The organism is Streptococcus mitis (assembly GCF_946190115.1).
GTDB lineage: Bacteria > Bacillota > Bacilli > Lactobacillales > Streptococcaceae > Streptococcus > Streptococcus mitis_CO.
The window spans coordinates 1-17,704 of the sequence record NZ_CAMHZG010000007.1; the positions used below are offsets into that span (position 1 = coordinate 1).

The window sequence follows — 17,704 nt, forward strand, 5'->3', positions numbered from 1 at the left end:
GAAATCGATGGTTTCTATGGTCAAAAAATTAAGATTACACAGCCAAATAAGTATGAATATTACAAGGTTCTTGTGGTAAAATAAATAGATAAGCAATCTTCACAACGAATATAAAAAATAAAACGTGCAAATCATTTTCAAGAGGCTTTAGATTTCTTGTATTTTAGAAGAAACTAAAGCCTTTTGTAGATTTATAAGGGGATAGAGAGGATATAAAATTATGAAAAGGAGTTTGTCATGAAAATGAAAAATACATTTGTAGAATTGGAACAATTTGAAGATATTTACAGTTGGTGATATCTATTCCCAAAGCAAAGCTAGTGTTTTGCTACTAATGGGTTAATTAAACGGATTTATGATTATATTACTTGAATTTTTAGTGTTTATATTGATTTTAATCAATATTTTAGCTCCTCCGATTTATCTAGGTAGTCAACTCTCTAAAGCATTTTATGACAAACGCTCTATATTTCTTTTGGTAGTTTTTCAGCTATTTGCTACCTTCGTTTTTCCGAGTTTCTCGCATGTTGCCAATTTATTATTCTTTTATATAATATTTTGGATTGTATTAAAGAAAAAGAAGAAGGAAGCTCTATTTCTTGCCCTTTATCTATTTGTGTTTTATCAAAGTATTCGATATTTGATTTTGACATTTATAATACGATTGATATTTGACTACTCTGAACTATCTGATTTTTTGCATAGTGGATTTAATTCTGTATTTAGTTTGATTTCGTTGTTTTTGTCTGTTGTCATTTTAAGACGATGGGGAATTGATTTCAATATCTTATTTTTAGATAAATTTCAATCGCTAATGATGAAAAGTTTGTGGATATTGTCCTTATTGTTTGGTTTTAGACTTTTTTCATCCATCATGTCTGGGGGATGTAACCCTTTCTACGTTCGTTTTGACACGACCATTTCTCTCTTGATTTTCATTCTCTTTTTCTCTTGGCTCTTTTATATCAAGCATTTAGAGCAGGTTTATCGTGATGAGCAGACCATTCAGAGACAGGAAGAAGAAAATCGTTCCTTGCAAGGGATGGTGGACAAGCTAGGTCATCTCTATGATGAGGTTCGAGGTTTCCGTCATGATTTTGCAGGAATTGTCGCCAGCATGGAGCCTGCTATAGCGAATCAAGACATGGCTGAGGTCTCTACCATTTATCAAGATGTCTTTCTAAAGACCAATGAAAAGCTGAGAAAGGCGGACTACACGGCCTTTAATCTTCATAATATCCATGATATAGCCATTCGTAATACCTTGGCAAAAGCCATGATTGTGGCAGATAATCAGGGAATTCATTTTAGTTTGGAGACGGTGGGGGTTGTCGAAGAGCTGGCTTTGCCGATGTTGGAGGCTATTCGTATCCTCTCTATCCTCACGACAAATGCTTTAGAAGCAGCCAGTGAGGCTGAAAATCCGCAGATTAGGGTTGCTTTGTTGGCAAGTGATAGGAGTGTCCGTTTTATCATTGAAAACACTCGTAAGAAAGAAGAACTGAATCCCAGCATTCTCAGTCAAAAGGGGTATTCTACCAAGGGAAACCACAGTGGACTGGGCTTGGCAACCTTGGAGGATATGGTTTTTCATTATGATTTGAACTTAGATACCCAGCTAGGAGAGACGACTTTTAGACAAGATTTAGAATTGCCATTTAAGGATGAGAAACGAGGGAGAGAGAAATGAGAATTTTAGTTTTGGAAGATGATAGAGTCCAGCAGGGACGGATAGAGCAGCCTTTAGTAGAAAAATATTATTAATACTACTTTGCTTAAATAAATTGGGAGCTGTTTCATTCTATGGTTATTTTAGAATTTTTATTTTCTGTGATATATATACTGTTGGTAGTCGTTTCAACCATGGTGCCTACTATTTATTTGGGTGCTCAAATTTCCACAGAATTTTATAAAAAACGTTATTGGCTCCTTGTATTTTTAATTAGTTTATCTGCTCGTCAAACATTTGGAGAATTATTTCATATAGGAATCCTCCTCTTCTTTTACTGTGTTTTTTTACTCGTATTGCATAAGAGAAAAGTAGAAGCTCTTTTTCTTTCTCTGTATCTTTTTCTCTTCTTTCAAAGTATTCGTTATTTATTTGTGACAATCTGGCTTCGTGTATTATCTGGTGAGAATTGGTTGTTTTTAGATGAGTTTTCGACGCTATATATATCTGTATTTGATTTAGTATCAATATTTCTATGTTGTAAAATAATGAAGCGTTGGTCTTTGGATTTGGATTTATTCTTTTCAGATGCTTTCAAAACCCACTATCGTAAGAGTTTTTTCATTATCCTACCTCTGACTGGATTTAGGATATTCTCTTCGTTTATGACCAATAGAAATAGTTCTTTCTACGTTCGTTTTGATACGACCATTTCTCTCCTGATTTTCATTCTCTTTTTCTCTTGGCTCTTTTACATCAATCATTTGGAGCAGGTTTATCGTGATGAGCAGACTATTCAGAGACAGGAAGAAGAAAATCGTTCCTTGCAAGGGATGGTGGACAAGTTAGGTCATCTCTATGATGAAGTTCGAGGTTTCCGTCATGATTTTGCGGGGATTGTCGCAAGCATGGAGCCTGCCATAGCGAATCAAGACATGGCTGAGGTATCTACCATTTATCAAGATGTTTTTCTAAAGACCAATGAAAAGCTGAAGAAGGCAGATTACACAGCTTTTAATCTTCATAATATCCATGATATAGCCATTCGTAATACCTTGGCAAAAGCCATGATTGTGGCAGATAATCAGGGAATTCATTTTAGTTTGGAGACGGTGGGGGTCGTAGAAGAGCTGGCATTGCCGATGTTGGAGGCTATCCGTATCCTCTCTATCCTCACGACAAATGCCTTGGAGGCAGCTAGTGAGGCGGAAAATCCGCAGATTCGAGTTGCTTTATTGGCAGGAGATAGGAGTGTCCGTTTTATCATTGAAAACACTCGTAAGAAAGAAGAACTGAATCCCAGTATTCTCAGTCAAAAGGGGTATTCGACCAAGGGAAACCACAGTGGACTGGGCTTAGCGACCTTGGAGGATATGGTTTTTCATTATGATTTAAACTTAGATACCCAGCTAGGAGAAACGACCTTTAGACAAGATTTAGAATTGCCATTTAAGGATGAGAAACGAGGGGGAGAGGAATGAGAATTTTAGTTTTGGAAGACGATAGAGTTCAGCAGGGACGGATAGAGCAGACTTTGCTAGATATCGGTCGCTCTCGCAATTTGAGATTGGAAATTGATATTGCAAAAAACTATGGAGATGTTGAAAAGTATTCTCAGTATTTTGACCATTACCAGCTCTATTTATTAGATTTAGAGATTGATGGAGAGCGTGATTGGATAGTATGATTTTGACTTTTATTAAGGAAACTCTATTTGCTTTATTGTTGATAGTCTCCATTATAGTTCCTCCAATCTATCTAGGTTACCAAATTACACCGGAATTTCGTAAAAAGAGATACATAGTCTATTTACTAATGATGCAAGCAATAGCTGGTAAAACTTTTTTTGAAATTATGTATTTGGAAGTTTTAATCTTTTTTTACCTTATTTTCTATATGAATAGGAAGAAAAAAGGAGAATCTTTATTTCTTTCACTCTATCTTTTTAGTTTTTATCAGAGTATTCGCTATTTATTGGTATTGTTCTATATTCGGATGTTAGATATAGATATGCTATCAGAAGTAGGTAATGGGATTGTTAACTCTTCTTTTTCCCTATTAGCTATCGTACTAACAGTAGTTATGATGAAGCGTTGGTCTTTGGATTTGGATTTATTCTTTTCAGATGCTTTCAAAACCCACTATCGTAAGAGTTTTTTCATTATCCTACCTCTGACTGGATTTAGGATATTCTCTTCGTTTATGACCAATAGAAATAGTTCTTTCTACGTTCGTTTTGACACGACCATTTCTCTCCTGATTTTCATTCTCTTTTTCTCTTGGCTCTTTTACATCAAGCATTTGGAGCAGGTTTATCGTGATGAGCAAACCATTCAGAGACAGGAAGATGAAAATCGTTCCTTGCAAGGAATGGTGGATAAGCTGGGTCATCTCTATGATGAAGTTCGAGGTTTCCGTCATGATTTTGCAGGGATTGTCGCTAGCATGGAGCCTGCCATAGCGAATCAAGACATGGCTGAGGTGTCTACCATTTATCAAGATGTCTTTCTAAAGACCAATGAAAAGCTGAGAAAGGCGGATTATACAGCCTTTAATCTTCACAATATCCATGACATAGCCATTCGTAATACCTTGGCAAAAGCTATGATTGTGGCAGATAAGCAGGGAATTCATTTTAGTTTGGAGACGGTGGGGGTCGTAGAAGAGCTGGCTTTGCCGATGTTGGAGGCTATCCGTATCTTATCTATCCTCACGACAAATGCCTTAGAGGCAGCCAGTGAGTCTGAAAATCCGCAGATTCTAGTTGCTTTGTTGGCAAGTGATAGGAGTGTCCGTTTTATCATTGAAAACACTCGTAAGAAAGAAGAACTGAACCCCAGCATTCTCAGTAAAAAGGGTTATTCTACTAAGGGTAACCATAGTGGACTGGGGTTAGCGACTTTGGAAGATATGGTTTTTCATTATGATTTAAACTTAGATACCCAGCTAGGAGAGACGACTTTTAGACAAGATTTAGAATTGCCATTTAAGGATGAGAAATGAGGGGGAGAGGAATGAGAATTTTAGTTTTGGAAGACGATAGAGTCCAGCAGGGACGGATAGAGCAGACTTTGCTAGATATCGGTCGCTCGCGCAATTTAAGATTGGAAATTGATATTGCCAAAAACTATGGAGATGTTGAAAAGTATTCTCAGTATTTTGATCATTACCAACTCTATTTATTGGATTTAGAGATTGATGGAGAGCGTGAACGGGGTTTTCAGGTTGCTCAACAGGTTCGGGAGCGAGATCCCTTTACAAGTATTGTCTTTGTGTCCACACACTCGGAGGCCTTGCCTCTAGCTTTTCGCTACCACTTGTCTGCCTTGGATTTTATTTCCAAGGATCAGCCAGAGGAAGATTACCGTCATCAGTTGGAGCGATGTCTGGACTATGTATTGGCAGTGGACAAGAGGGAAAATATGCGTCTCTTCACCTATAGTTTTGAGGGAAGACGGGGCTTTACTCTGCCCTACCATGAGATTTTAGCCTTTGAAACCTCAGTGGAATCCCACCGTATCAAGGTCTATTATGCTAATCATTCTATCAAGACCATTTATGGCAGTCTTAAGGATATCGCTGCCAAGGCTGAAAAAGATTACTTTGTCTATGCTAATCGCAATACTTTAGTCAGTTTACAGGCTATTGAAGAGATGACTGCCACAGAAGTGACCTTGTTAGAAGGCTTGCATTTCCCCGTATCACGAACAGCCAGAAGAACACTTAAAAAACATCTTAATATCTAATATCTGTTAGACTTGGATGAGTTTATCAATAAGAATGTCGGAAAATTTTCTGATATTCTTATTTTTTTGACTTTTTTTCGAATAGATAAGTAAGAGGAAAAGGAAAGGAGCCTAGTTCATGTTTATATCAATGTTTCACCCATGGTTCACTGAGTTATTTTTCAAATAAAATTTAATTTAGTTGTACATTTTCGAAATTTTTTTCGAATAGATAAGTAAGAGGAAACAGAAAGGAGTCTGGTTTATGTATCTACCAATCTTGTATCCGTGGTTCATTAAATTATTTTTTAAATAAATTTAATTTAGTTGTACGTTTTCGAAATTTTTTTCGAATAGATAAGTAAGAGGAAACAGAAAGGAGTCTGGCTTATGTATCTACCGATTTTCTATTCATGGTACATTAAATTATTTTTGAAATAAAATTTAATTTAGTTGTACATTTTCGAATTATTTTTCGAATAAATAAGTGAGAGGAAAAAGAAAGGAATAAAATAATGAAAGAACATTACTATGGATTTGTTGAGCTAACTTCGGAAGAATTGACCGATATTCAAGGTGGAGAAAGTTGGGCGAAGACCCTTGCAGATTGGTACCTTGGATTTTGTAGGGGTTTAGGTTTTTAGGAGGATAAGCGATGAATGAAATGAATGATAAGTATACTGTTGAGGTATTAAAGGAAAGCGACTTAGCTTTGCTGGTGGGTGGTAGCAACGAAAGTTATCAACGGGGTCTAATTACAGGTCTATTGTTACGCGGTGTATTTATTGGCACCCCATTTTTTAGAAGATAAGATTTAGAAAAAATAGAACAAGAGGAGAAAAAAGATGACAAATTTTGACAAAATGGAACAGAACTTTGTAGCTCTTACAGAAGAAGAGTTGATGAATGTAGATGGGGGAGCAATTCCTCTTGTAGCTTGGGTAATCGCTAATCCTGTGACGGCAGCCAAAATTGCTGGTGGAGTTGCTGCAGTGGGAATTGCAGGTTATCATTATGTGACAGGTAAGTGGTAAAAATTAAAGGAGAAATTGCTATGGAAAAATATATTTTAAAATTTGAAAAAATGACTAATACAGACTTGCAGGAAATTCAAGGGGGAGCATTACCTCTCCTTATCCCTATTGCCGCTGGTTTTGTTAAAGGATTTGTATATACTGGTGGAGCTATTCTGACAACTCGAGCACTCTTGTCAGGTAATTAGGAGTTTCTTATGAAACAATTCTTATTAGGTTTTGCTGAGGGTTATTTTACCGTATCGCTCATAATCTACATCGCAACGTATTTGATTTTGAGAAATCCAATCAATACCCTATTTTATCCAGAAATTTACCCTGTTTTATTTGGACTCTTTTATCTAGGATATAAGGTCAATAAAAAGCGAGTAGAGTAAACAGTTAAGAATGACTTGTTAGTCTGCGCTGAAAATGGCTAGGGTAGAATCTAAGAATGCATCACATTGGAGTTTAATATGAAATTCGTTAAATCAGTATTGAAAGTTTTGCCTGAAATCATGGTATTACTTAGTTCGATGTCTTATATAATCATCAGATTAGTAGCTGATATGAATAAAGTATCTTTACCTACTTGGTTTGATAGTTTCAATATACCAACGATTGCATTATTTATGATGGTCTTCATTCTTTTATACAGAAGTAAAGAAAAAAAGAATGGATAAATTTGAGGCAGTAGACGCTCTATAGGGAATAGGTGTCTTATAGTAACGAATCAAAAAAGGAGTAACTATGAATCGTAATTTAGAACGGTGTTATCTATTCTGACTAGGAATAGATCATACCAGAGGTGGCTTAGAAATAGCAGGGACATTAAAAATTGAAGTAACTTTAAATAGGATGTCGTAAAGGTTACTATCAATGATTTATTTGTCCCAAGTTTGCCTAGGGTGACAGTAAAACATCAATTTCCTTTCATACCATATTTTTAGTAGGTAGGACGTTTGTTCTGCCTATTTTTTGCCCCAAAAAGTGCAGTTGAGGTGTTTATTTGGAGTTTTGCATGTATTTTTTAATAAAATTTGATAAAATAGTTATAGAAATTAGGAGAGTTGAAGAAAAGAAATGAAGAAGGTTTTAAGATATTTATTAGTATTTGTGTTTCTATTTTTGATGAATATTTTCATCTTTAAGATACTAGCAACTCTGGGATTTCAGCTGACAATGAGTGAAAAGAGTTATATTGTACCACCGCTGTTTTCGATTATTGTTTTGTACATGATTGACAAAAGAATTAGGAAGAAAAAGAAATAAATATATATTTTAGGTAGGACGTTTGTTCTACCTATTTTTTATCCAAAAAGTGCATTTGGGAGATAGATGGGCGCATTTGGGGAGGAAGTCCAGTTTTTGTTTGGGGATTGGGGTAAGATAGTTGTTATCAGATGAGTTTAGGAAAAGGAGATGAATATGAAATTTGGGAAACGTCACTATCGTCCGCAGGTGGATCAGATGGACTGCGGTGTAGCTTCATTAGCCATGGTTTTTGGCTACTATGGTAGCTATTATTCTTTGGCTCACTTGCGAGAATTGGCCAAGACGACCATGGATGGGACAACGGCCTTGGGCTTGGTCAAGGTGGCAGAGGAGATTGGCTTTGAGACGCGAGCAATTAAGGCGGATATGACGCTTTTTGACTTGCCAGATTTGACTTTTCCTTTTGTTGCCCATGTTCTTAAGGAAGGAAAATTGCTCCACTACTATGTGGTGACTGGGCAGGATAAGGATAGCATTCATATTGCCGACCCAGATCCTGGGGTGAAATTGACCAAACTGCCACGTGAGCGTTTTGCGGAAGAATGGACAGGAGTGACTCTGTTTATGGCCCCTAGTCCAGACTACAAACCTCATAAGGATCAAAAGAATGGTCTGCTCTCTTTTATCCCTATATTAGTGAAGCAGCGTGGCTTGATTGCTAATATCGTTTTGGCGACGCTCTTGGTAACCGTGATTAATATTGTGGGTTCTTATTATCTACAGTCTATCATTGATACCTATGTGCCAGATCAAATGCGTTCGACACTGGGGATTATTTCTATTGGGCTGGTCATTGTCTATATTCTCCAGCAGATCTTGTCTTACGCTCAGGAGTATCTCTTACTTGTTTTGGGGCAACGCTTATCGATTGATGTGATTTTGTCCTATATCAAGCATGTTTTTCACCTGCCTATGTCCTTTTTTGCGACACGTCGTACAGGGGAAATCGTGTCTCGTTTTACAGATGCTAACAGTATTATCGATGCGCTGGCTTCGACTATTCTTTCGATTTTCCTAGATGTGTCAACGGTTGTCATTATTTCTCTTGTTTTATTTTCACAAAATACCAATCTCTTTTTCATGACCTTATTGGCGCTTCCTATCTACACAGTGATTATCTTTGCTTTTATGAAGCCGTTTGAAAAGATGAATCGGGATACCATGGAAGCCAATGCGGTTCTGTCTTCTTCTATCATTGAGGACATCAATGGTATTGAGACTATCAAGTCCTTGACCAGTGAGAGTCAGCGTTACCAAAAAATTGACAAGGAATTTGTGGATTATCTGAAAAAATCCTTTACCTATAGTCGGGCAGAGAGTCAGCAAAAGGCTCTGAAAAAGGTTGCCCATCTCTTGCTCAATGTCGGGATTCTCTGGATGGGAGCTGTTCTGGTTATGGATGGCAAGATGAGTTTGGGGCAGTTGATTACCTATAATACCTTGCTTGTTTACTTTACAAACCCTTTGGAAAATATCATCAATCTGCAAACCAAGCTTCAGACAGCGCAGGTTGCTAATAACCGTCTGAATGAGGTTTATCTGGTAACTTCTGAGTTTGAGGAGAAGAAAACAGTTGAGGATTTGAGCTTGATGAAGGGAGAGATGACTTTCAAGCAGGTTTCCTATAAGTATGGCTATGGTCGAGATGTCTTATCAGATATCAATTTGACTATTCCGCAGGGTTCTAAGGTGACTTTTGTGGGGATTTCAGGGTCAGGTAAGACGACATTGGCCAAGATGATGGTTAATTTTTACGACCCAAGTCAGGGAGAGATTAGTCTGGGTGGTGTCAATCTCAATCAGATTGATAAAAAAGTACTGCGTCAGTATATCAACTATCTGCCTCAACAGCCTTATGTCTTTAACGGAACGATTTTGGAGAATCTTCTCCTTGGAGCCAAGGAAGGGACGACTCAAGAGGATATCTTACGGGCGGTCGAATTGGCAGAGATTCGGGAGGACATTGAGCGTATGCCACTGAATTACCAGACAGAATTGACTTCGGATGGGGCAGGAATTTCAGGTGGTCAACGTCAGAGAATTGCTTTGGCGCGTGCTCTCTTGACAGATGCGCCGGTCTTGATTTTGGATGAGGCGACCAGCAGTCTGGATATCTTGACAGAGAAGCGAATTGTCGATAATCTCATGGCTTTAGACAAGACCTTGATTTTCATCGCCCACCGCTTGACCATTGCTGAGCGGACAGAGAAGGTGGTTGTTTTGGATCAGGGCAAGATTGTTGAAGAAGGAAAGCATGCTGATTTGCTTGCACAGGGTGGATTTTATGCCCATTTGGTGAATAGCTAGAAAGAGGAGAAGATGAAACCAGAATTTTTAGAAAGTGCGGAGTTTTATAATCGTCGTTACCATAATTTTTCCAGTCGGGTGATTGTCCCCATGTTCCTTCTGCTCGTGTTTTTGCTTGGCTTTGCAATATTTGCAGAGAAGGAGCTGAGTTTGTCTACTAGAGCTACTGTCGAGCCTAGTCGTATCCTTGCAAATATCCAGTCAACTAGCAACAATCGTATTCTTGTCAATCATTTGGAAGAAAATAAGCTGGTTAAAAAGGGAGAACTGTTGGTTCAATATCAAGAAGGGGCAGAGGGTGTCCAAGCGGAGGCCTATGCTGGTCAGTTGGACATGCTTAAGGATCAAAAAAAGCAATTGGAGTATTTGCAAAAAAGTCTGCAAGAAGGGGAGAATCACTTTCCAGAGGAGGATAAGTTTGGCTATCAAGCCACCTTTCGCGACTACATCAGTCAAGCAGGCAGTCTTAGGGCTAGTACATCGCAACAAAATGAGACCATCGCATCCCAGAATGCAGCAGCTAGCCAAACCCAAGTCGAAATCGGCAACCTCATCAGTCAAACAGAGGCTAAAATTCGCGATTACCAGACAGCTAAGTCAGCTATTGAAACAGGTGCTTCCTTGGCCAGTCAGAATCTAGCCTACTCTCTCTACCAGTCCTATAAGTCTCAGGGCGAGGAAAATCCGCAATCTAAGGCCCAGGCTGTTGCTCAGGTAGAAGCACAGCTCTCTCAGTTAGAATCCAGTCTTGCTACTTACCGTGTTCAGTATGCAGGTTCAGGTACCCAGCAAGCCTATGCGTCAGGCTTAGGCAGTCAATTGGAGTCTCTCAAATCACAACACTTGGCTAAGGTTGGTCAAGAATTGACCCTTTTAGACCAGAAAATCTTGGAGGCAGAGTCAGGCAAGAAGGTTCAGGGAAATCTTTTAGATAAGGGGAAAATTACGGCGAGTGAGGATGGGGTGCTTCATCTTAATCCTGAGACCAGTGATTCTACTATGGTAGCAGAAGGTGCCTTACTAGCCCAACTTTATCCGTCCTTGGAAAAAGAAGGAAAAGCCAAACTAACAGCTTATCTTAGTTCAAAAGATGTAGCAAGAGTCAAGGTCGGTGATTCTGTTCGCTATACTACGACTCATGATGCCAAGAATCAACTTTTCCTAGATTCTACTATTACAAGTATTGATGCGACAGCTACTAAGACTGAAAAAGGGAATTTCTTTAAAATCGAGGCGGAGACTAATCTGACTTCCGAGCAGGCTGAAAAACTTCGATACGGGGTGGAAGGTCGTCTGCAGATGATTACGGGCAAGAAAAGTTACCTACGTTATTATTTGGATCAATTTTTGAACAAAGAGTAATGTTCGTGTTTTTAGAGTTAAATGATTTTAAAACTGTGAGAAAGATTCTTCTTGCGGTTTTTTCTTTATGATTTTTAAGGGCACTACATTATTTATTCGGTTAAATTCTTGTAATTTTAGGTTTTTTATGGTAAAATGTGCTCAAGTAATACGAAAGGCGAACTTTAAAATGTCAAAACAATTGATCTATTCGGGAAAAGCTAAAGATATCTATACAACAGAGGATGAAAATCTTATTATTTCGACTTACAAGGACCAGGCGACTGCTTTCAATGGTGTCAAGAAGGAGCAGATTGCGGGTAAGGGAGTGTTGAATAATCAGATTTCATCTTTTATTTTTGAGAAATTAAATGCGGCTGGTGTGGCGACTCACTTTGTGGAGAAGCTTTCGGACACGGAACAACTCAATAAAAAGGTTAAGATTATTCCTTTGGAAGTCGTGCTCCGCAACTACACGGCTGGTTCCTTTTCAAAACGTTTTGGCGTAGACGAAGGAATCGCATTTGAGACTCCGATTGTTGAATTTTACTATAAAAATGATGATTTGGATGATCCATTCATCAATGATGAGCATGTGAAATTCCTACAGATTGCGAATGACCAGCAGATTGCCTACTTGAAGGAGGAAACCCGTCGTATCAATGAACTTTTGAAGGGCTGGTTTGCTGAGATTGGGCTTAAGTTGATTGACTTTAAACTAGAGTTCGGTTTTGACAAGGATGGCAAGATTATCTTAGCAGATGAATTTTCACCAGATAACTGCCGTTTGTGGGATGCGGATGGCAACCACATGGATAAGGATGTTTTCCGTAGAGGATTGGGAGAACTAACCGACGTTTATGAGATTGTTTGGGAAAAGTTACAGGGGTTGAAATAATCTGTTTGCAACGGAAAACCTTCGTCTCTCAACTAAAAGGACTCAGGCTGAAAAGGTTCCCCAGACCTTTTCACTCCGTAGAGGATTGGGAGAACTAACCGACGTTTACGAGATTGTTTGGGAAAAGTTGCAGGGGTTGAAATAACAACCTCAAGGTCGTTGGAACATTGCAAGAGCTGAAATAAAGGAATAAGAATTGATGGATAAACGTATTTTTGTTGAAAAAAAGGCTGATTTTCAGGTCAAGTCAGAGAGTTTGGTTAGAGAACTCCAGCACAACTTGGGACTTTCAAGCTTGAAAAGTATTCGCATCGTGCAAGTGTATGATGTCTTTGATTTGGCTGAGGACTTGTTTGCACCTGCAGAGAAACACATCTTCTCTGAGCAGGTGACAGACCATGTCTTGGACGAAGCGGCTGTGCAGGCGGATCTTGCTAATTATGCTTTCTTTGCCATTGAAAGTCTACCTGGGCAATTTGACCAGCGTGCGGCATCTTCACAGGAAGCCTTGCTTTTGCTGGGAAGTTCGAGTGATGTGACGGTCAATACAGCTCAACTTTACTTGGTCAATAAAGATATTGATGCGACGGAGTTAGAGGCGGTCAAGAACTACTTGCTCAATCCAGTTGATTCTCGTTTCAAGGATATCACGACAGGGATTGCCAAGCAGGAATTTTCAGAGTCAGACAAGACCATTCCAAAATTGACTTTCTTTGAAAGCTATACAGCAGAGGACTTTGCCCGCTACAAGGCCGAGCAAGGGATGGCCATGGAAGTGGATGATTTGCTCTTTATCCAAGACTACTTTAAGTCAATCGGGCGCGTGCCAACTGAGACTGAACTCAAGGTTTTGGATACTTACTGGTCTGACCACTGCCGTCACACGACGTTTGAGACTGAGTTGAAGCAGATTGATTTCTCAGCTTCTAAATTCCAAAAACAATTGCAGTCAACCTATGACAAATATATCGCTATGCGTGAGGAGTTGGGGCGTTCTGAAAAACCGCAAACCTTGATGGATATGGCAACTATTTTCGGTCGTTATGAGCGTGCTAATGGACGTTTGGACGACATGGAAGTGTCTGATGAAATAAACGCCTGCTCAGTCGAAATCGAAGTGGACGTTGATGGTGTGAAAGAACCATGGCTCCTCATGTTTAAAAACGAAACCCATAATCACCCAACGGAAATTGAGCCATTTGGTGGAGCGGCTACCTGTATCGGTGGAGCTATTCGTGATCCGTTGTCAGGCCGTTCATACGTTTACCAAGCTATGCGTATCTCAGGCGCTGGTGATATTACAGCTCCGATTTCGGAAACTCGCGCTGGGAAATTGCCACAACAAGTCATTTCGAAGACAGCGGCCCATGGTTATTCTTCTTACGGTAACCAGATTGGGCTTGCAACAACCTACGTTCGTGAATACTTCCACCCAGGCTTTGTAGCTAAACGCATGGAGCTAGGTGCTGTTGTCGGTGCAGCTCCTAAGGGCAATGTTGTCCGTGAAAAACCGGAAGCGGGTGATGTGATTATCTTGCTCGGTGGGAAGACTGGACGTGATGGTGTCGGTGGTGCGACAGGTTCTTCTAAGGTTCAAACAGTTGAATCTGTAGAGACTGCTGGAGCTGAGGTTCAAAAAGGGAATGCCATAGAAGAACGCAAGATTCAGCGCCTCTTCCGTAATGGCGATGTCACTCGTCTTATCAAGAAGTCCAATGACTTTGGCGCTGGTGGTGTCTGTGTAGCTATTGGTGAATTAGCAGACGGTCTTGAAATCGACCTCAACAAGGTGCCTCTTAAATACCAGGGCTTGAACGGTACAGAAATTGCTATCTCTGAATCACAAGAACGGATGGCGGTCGTGGTTCGTCCTAAGGATGTAGATGCCTTCGTTGAGGAATGTAACAAAGAAAATATTGATGCTGTTGTGGTGGCGACAGTGACGGAAAAACCAAATCTTGTCATGCACTGGAATGGTGAGACAATTGTGGACTTGGAGCGTCGTTTCCTTGATACAAACGGTGTGCGCGTGGTCGTCAATGCTAAGGTTGTGGACAAGGATGTCAAACTTCCAGAAGAACGTCAAACATCTGCTGACACACTTGAAGCAGATACCCTTACGGTTCTATCTGACCTCAACCATGCGAGTCAAAAAGGATTGCAGACTATCTTTGATTGCTCTGTTGGTCGTTCAACAGTCAATCACCCACTTGGTGGTCGCTATCAACTCACACCAACTGAGGCTTCTGTGCAGAAATTACCAGTTCAACACGGTGTGACTCATACTGCGTCAGTCATGGCTCAAGGTTTCAACCCTTATCTAGCTGAATGGTCTCCATACCACGGTGCTGCCTATGCGGTGATCGAAGCAACTGCTCGATTGGTTGCTGCTGGTGCCAACTGGTCTAAGGCTCGCTTCTCTTATCAAGAGTACTTCGAGCGCATGGACAAACAAGCCGAGCGTTTTGGTCAGCCAGTAGCAGCTCTCCTAGGCTCTATCGAAGCTCAGATTCAGCTTGGCTTGCCATCTATCGGTGGTAAGGACTCTATGTCTGGTACCTTTGAAGAATTGACGGTGCCACCAACCTTGGTTGCTTTTGGGGTAACGACGGCAGATAGCCGTAAGGTGCTTTCTCCGGAGTTCAAAACTGCTGGGGAAAATATCTACTACATCCCAGGACAAGTCCTCTCAGCAGAGATTGATTTTGACTTGATTAAGTCTAATTTTGCTCAGTTTGAAGCCCTTCAAAAGGCTCACAAAGTAACATCTGCATCGGCTGTCAAATACGGCGGTGTGGTTGAAAGTTTGGCTCTTGCTACCTTTGGAAATCATATCGGTGCAGAGGTGACCTTGTCTGAACTTGAAAGTTCTTTGACAGCACAATTAGGTGGATTTGTCTTCACATCTCCTGAAGAAATCGCTGGAGTAGAGAAAATTGGACAAACAAGTGCAGACTTTACACTAACTGTCAACGGTGTGAAGCTAGATGGACACAAACTTGACAGTGCCTTCCAAGGCAAATTGGAAGAAGTTTACCCAACAGAATTTGCCCAAGCCAAAGAACTAGCAGAAGTTCCAGCTGTCGCTACTAACACAGTCATCCAAGCCAAAGAAAAGGTTGAAAAACCTGTGGTTTACATCCCAGTCTTTCCAGGAACCAACTCAGAATATGATTCAGCTAAGGCATTTGAAAAAGAAGGCGCAGAAGTTAACTTGGTGCCATTTGTGACCTTGAATGAAGAAGCCATTGTCAATTCAGTTGAAACTATGGTTGACAACATCGGCAAGGCTAACATTCTCTTCTTTGCAGGTGGATTCTCAGCTGCGGATGAGCCAGATGGTTCAGCCAAGTTTATCGTCAACATCCTGCTCAATGAAAAAGTGCGTGCAGCTATTGATAGCTTTATCGCCCGTGGTGGTTTGATTATTGGTATCTGTAATGGATTCCAGGCCTTGGTCAAATCAGGTCTTCTTCCATACGGGAACTTCGAAGATGCCAGCAGTACTAGTCCAACCCTCTTCTACAATGATGCCAACCAGCACGTTGCCAAGATGGTGGAAACTCGAATTGCCAATACTAACTCACCATGGCTTGCTGGAGTGGAAGTTGGTGAGATTCATGCCATTCCTGTTTCGCACGGTGAAGGGAAGTTTGTCGTGACAGCTGAGGAATTTGCAGAGCTCCGTGACAATGGACAAATTTTCAGCCAATATGTTGACTTTAATGGCAAACCAAGTATGGACTCTAAGTACAATCCGAATGGTTCTGTCCATGCCATTGAAGGAATTACCAGCAAGAATGGTCAAATCATCGGTAAGATGGGCCACTCAGAACGTTATGAAGACGGTCTTTTCCAAAATATTCCAGGAAATAAAGACCAGCACCTGTTCGCGTCAGCGGTTAAATACTTTACTGGAAAATAAGACATGCAGATTTTCTAATAGATAGTATCAGGAATGTAAAAGTCATGTAGATTTAGCTCTTGGTGCTACACAAATAAAAATTAGGTATATAAAATGACATACGAAGTAAAATCTCTTAATGAAGAATGTGGTGTTTTCGGTATCTGGGGGCATCCAGATGCTGCTAAATTGACCTATTTTGGTCTCCACAGTCTTCAGCACCGTGGTCAGGAGGGGGCAGGAATCCTCTCCAATGATCAGGGACAATTGAAGCGTCATCGTGACATGGGACTTTTATCAGAAGTCTTCAGAAATCCTGCCAATTTGGATAAATTGACAGGAACTGGTGCGATTGGTCACGTGCGTTATGCGACTGCTGGCGAAGCTTCTGTAGATAACATTCAGCCCTTCCTCTTCCGTTTTCACGATATGCAGTTTGGCTTGGCTCATAATGGAAATCTGACCAATGCAGCCTCTCTCAAGAAAGAATTGGAAGATAGAGGAGCGATTTTTAGCGCAACTTCGGACTCGGAAATCTTAGCTCACCTCATTCGTCGTAGTCACAATCCGAACTTGATGGGAAAAATCAAGGAAGCGCTCAGCCTTGTCAAAGGTGGTTTTGCCTATATCTTGCTGTTTGAGGACAAGTTGATTGCGGCTCTTGACCCCAATGGTTTCCGTCCGCTTTCTATCGGGAAAATGGCCAACGGAGCGGTGGTTGTTTCCTCTGAAACCTGTGCTTTTGAGGTTATTGGTGCTGAATGGATTCGTGATTTGAAGCCAGGTGAGATTGTGATCATTGATGACAAGGGCATCCAGTATGATAGCTATACAGATGATACTCAGTTAGCAATCTGTTCTATGGAGTATATCTATTTTGCCCGCCCTGATTCTAACATTCATGGTGTCAATGTTCATACGGCACGTAAACGTATGGGTGCTCAATTGGCGCGTGAATTCAAGCATGAGGCGGATATCGTGGTCGGTGTGCCCAATTCTTCCCTCAGCGCGGCTATGGGATTTGCGGAAGAGTCTGGTTTGCCAAATGAAATGGGCCTCATCAAGAACCAATACACCCAACGTACCTTTATCCAACCGACTCAAGAATTGCGGGAGCAAGGGGTACGGATGAAACTGTCTGCAGTTTCTGGTGTTGTCAAAGGCAAGCGTGTTGTTATGATTGATGATTCTATTGTACGTGGAACAACCTCTCGTCGTATCGTTCAGCTCTTGAAAGAAGCTGGTGCGACTGAGGTTCACGTTGCCATTGGTAGTCCAGCGCTAGCTTATCCATGCTTCTATGGAATTGATATCCAGACCCGTCAGGAGCTAATTGCGGCCAATCATACGGTTGAAGAAACTCGTCAAATCATTGGGGCGGATAGTCTGACCTACCTTTCTGTTGAAGGTTTGATTGAGTCGATTGGGATTGAAACAGATGCGCCAAATGGTGGTCTCTGTGTCGCTTATTTTGATGGTGATTACCCAACACCTCTCTACGACTATGAAGAAGACTATCGTCGAAGTTTGGAAGAAAAGACTAGTTTTTACAAGTAGGTGACTGAAGATTCT

General features: G+C 40.5%; 17 protein-coding genes and 1 pseudogene. All 18 read left to right on the top strand.

Annotation, left to right across the window (positions count from 1 at the left end; all coding sequences use genetic code 11):
• Positions 1–814: 814 nt before the first annotated feature.
• Positions 815–1,690, top strand: a complete 876-nt coding sequence (locus tag N8L90_RS04990; protein ID WP_261024441.1) for a GHKL domain-containing protein — start codon at positions 815–817, stop codon at positions 1,688–1,690.
• Between the two features lie 527 nt (positions 1,691–2,217).
• Positions 2,218–3,150: a GHKL domain-containing protein gene (locus N8L90_RS04995; RefSeq protein ID WP_261024442.1), complete on the top strand. Its 933-nt coding sequence runs from the start codon at positions 2,218–2,220 to the stop codon at positions 3,148–3,150.
• Entirely contained in the window at positions 3,147–3,356 is a 210-nt protein-coding gene (locus N8L90_RS05000; RefSeq protein ID WP_004235961.1) for a response regulator, read from the top strand. Before N8L90_RS04995 ends, N8L90_RS05000 begins: the two co-directional genes overlap by 4 nt.
• Before the next feature lie 323 nt (positions 3,357–3,679).
• The gene (locus N8L90_RS05005; protein ID WP_261024444.1) at positions 3,680–4,672 is read left to right on the top strand and encodes a GHKL domain-containing protein; all 993 of its coding nucleotides are present in this window, start codon (positions 3,680–3,682) and stop codon (positions 4,670–4,672) included.
• An 11-nt stretch (positions 4,673–4,683) separates the two neighbouring features.
• Positions 4,684–5,415, top strand: coding sequence for a response regulator transcription factor (locus N8L90_RS05010; protein ID WP_261024446.1), 732 nt, complete (start codon positions 4,684–4,686; stop codon positions 5,413–5,415).
• Between the two features lie 494 nt (positions 5,416–5,909).
• Positions 5,910–6,038: a smi_0059.1 family bacteriocin-like peptide gene (locus N8L90_RS05015; protein ID WP_261024447.1), complete on the top strand. Its 129-nt coding sequence runs from the start codon at positions 5,910–5,912 to the stop codon at positions 6,036–6,038.
• An 11-nt stretch (positions 6,039–6,049) separates the two neighbouring features.
• The gene (locus N8L90_RS05020; RefSeq protein WP_261024449.1) at positions 6,050–6,205 is read left to right on the top strand and encodes a hypothetical protein; all 156 of its coding nucleotides are present in this window, start codon (positions 6,050–6,052) and stop codon (positions 6,203–6,205) included.
• A 34-nt stretch (positions 6,206–6,239) separates the two neighbouring features.
• Complete coding sequence (locus N8L90_RS05025; protein ID WP_060805138.1) at positions 6,240–6,428, top strand: class IIb bacteriocin, lactobin A/cerein 7B family; 189 nt, start codon at positions 6,240–6,242, stop codon at positions 6,426–6,428.
• A gap of 20 nt (positions 6,429–6,448) precedes the next feature.
• Positions 6,449–6,616 (top strand): class IIb bacteriocin, lactobin A/cerein 7B family, encoded by a 168-nt coding sequence (locus tag N8L90_RS05030; protein ID WP_219967312.1) that lies wholly within the window; start codon positions 6,449–6,451, stop codon positions 6,614–6,616.
• Positions 6,617–6,625: 9 nt separating this feature from the next.
• Positions 6,626–6,805 carry a hypothetical protein gene (locus N8L90_RS05035; RefSeq protein WP_112444935.1) on the top strand — a complete coding sequence of 60 codons (180 nt, stop codon included), beginning with the start codon at positions 6,626–6,628 and terminating at the stop codon, positions 6,803–6,805.
• Between the two features lie 78 nt (positions 6,806–6,883).
• Complete coding sequence (locus N8L90_RS05040; protein ID WP_033675653.1) at positions 6,884–7,090, top strand: hypothetical protein; 207 nt, start codon at positions 6,884–6,886, stop codon at positions 7,088–7,090.
• Between the two features lie 400 nt (positions 7,091–7,490).
• Positions 7,491–7,679 (top strand): hypothetical protein, encoded by a 189-nt coding sequence (locus tag N8L90_RS05045; protein WP_261024453.1) that lies wholly within the window; start codon positions 7,491–7,493, stop codon positions 7,677–7,679.
• Between the two features lie 156 nt (positions 7,680–7,835).
• Positions 7,836–9,989: a peptide cleavage/export ABC transporter ComA gene (gene comA / locus N8L90_RS05050; protein WP_000668320.1), complete on the top strand. Its 2,154-nt coding sequence runs from the start codon at positions 7,836–7,838 to the stop codon at positions 9,987–9,989.
• 12 nt (positions 9,990–10,001) lie between these two features.
• The gene (gene comB / locus N8L90_RS05055) at positions 10,002–11,351 is read left to right on the top strand and encodes a competence pheromone export protein ComB (protein ID WP_000801587.1); all 1,350 of its coding nucleotides are present in this window, start codon (positions 10,002–10,004) and stop codon (positions 11,349–11,351) included.
• Between the two features lie 169 nt (positions 11,352–11,520).
• Positions 11,521–12,228, top strand: a complete 708-nt coding sequence (gene purC, locus N8L90_RS05060; RefSeq protein ID WP_261024456.1) for a phosphoribosylaminoimidazolesuccinocarboxamide synthase — start codon at positions 11,521–11,523, stop codon at positions 12,226–12,228.
• 76 nt (positions 12,229–12,304) lie between these two features.
• Positions 12,305–12,373, top strand: a pseudogene (locus tag N8L90_RS09665) (phosphoribosylaminoimidazolesuccinocarboxamide synthase); the annotation flags it as partial.
• 54 nt (positions 12,374–12,427) lie between these two features.
• Complete coding sequence (locus N8L90_RS05065; protein WP_261024458.1) at positions 12,428–16,153, top strand: phosphoribosylformylglycinamidine synthase; 3,726 nt, start codon at positions 12,428–12,430, stop codon at positions 16,151–16,153.
• A gap of 93 nt (positions 16,154–16,246) precedes the next feature.
• Positions 16,247–17,689 (top strand): amidophosphoribosyltransferase, encoded by a 1,443-nt coding sequence (purF, locus tag N8L90_RS05070; protein ID WP_000220645.1) that lies wholly within the window; start codon positions 16,247–16,249, stop codon positions 17,687–17,689.
• The last annotated feature ends 15 nt before the right edge of the window (positions 17,690–17,704 follow it).

Coding starts and splice junctions, on each gene's coding strand:
- N8L90_RS04990 (WP_261024441.1), top strand. CDS start 815: ATGATGAAAAGTTTGTGGATATTGTCCTTATTGTTTGGTTTTAGACTT.
- N8L90_RS04995 (WP_261024442.1), top strand. CDS start 2,218: ATGAAGCGTTGGTCTTTGGATTTGGATTTATTCTTTTCAGATGCTTTC.
- N8L90_RS05000 (WP_004235961.1), top strand. CDS start 3,147: ATGAGAATTTTAGTTTTGGAAGACGATAGAGTTCAGCAGGGACGGATA.
- N8L90_RS05005 (WP_261024444.1), top strand. CDS start 3,680: ATGCTATCAGAAGTAGGTAATGGGATTGTTAACTCTTCTTTTTCCCTA.
- N8L90_RS05010 (WP_261024446.1), top strand. CDS start 4,684: ATGAGAATTTTAGTTTTGGAAGACGATAGAGTCCAGCAGGGACGGATA.
- N8L90_RS05015 (WP_261024447.1), top strand. CDS start 5,910: ATGAAAGAACATTACTATGGATTTGTTGAGCTAACTTCGGAAGAATTG.
- N8L90_RS05020 (WP_261024449.1), top strand. CDS start 6,050: ATGAATGAAATGAATGATAAGTATACTGTTGAGGTATTAAAGGAAAGC.
- N8L90_RS05025 (WP_060805138.1), top strand. CDS start 6,240: ATGACAAATTTTGACAAAATGGAACAGAACTTTGTAGCTCTTACAGAA.
- N8L90_RS05030 (WP_219967312.1), top strand. CDS start 6,449: ATGGAAAAATATATTTTAAAATTTGAAAAAATGACTAATACAGACTTG.
- N8L90_RS05035 (WP_112444935.1), top strand. CDS start 6,626: ATGAAACAATTCTTATTAGGTTTTGCTGAGGGTTATTTTACCGTATCG.
- N8L90_RS05040 (WP_033675653.1), top strand. CDS start 6,884: ATGAAATTCGTTAAATCAGTATTGAAAGTTTTGCCTGAAATCATGGTA.
- N8L90_RS05045 (WP_261024453.1), top strand. CDS start 7,491: ATGAAGAAGGTTTTAAGATATTTATTAGTATTTGTGTTTCTATTTTTG.
- comA (WP_000668320.1), top strand. CDS start 7,836: ATGAAATTTGGGAAACGTCACTATCGTCCGCAGGTGGATCAGATGGAC.
- comB (WP_000801587.1), top strand. CDS start 10,002: ATGAAACCAGAATTTTTAGAAAGTGCGGAGTTTTATAATCGTCGTTAC.
- purC (WP_261024456.1), top strand. CDS start 11,521: ATGTCAAAACAATTGATCTATTCGGGAAAAGCTAAAGATATCTATACA.
- N8L90_RS05065 (WP_261024458.1), top strand. CDS start 12,428: ATGGATAAACGTATTTTTGTTGAAAAAAAGGCTGATTTTCAGGTCAAG.
- purF (WP_000220645.1), top strand. CDS start 16,247: ATGACATACGAAGTAAAATCTCTTAATGAAGAATGTGGTGTTTTCGGT.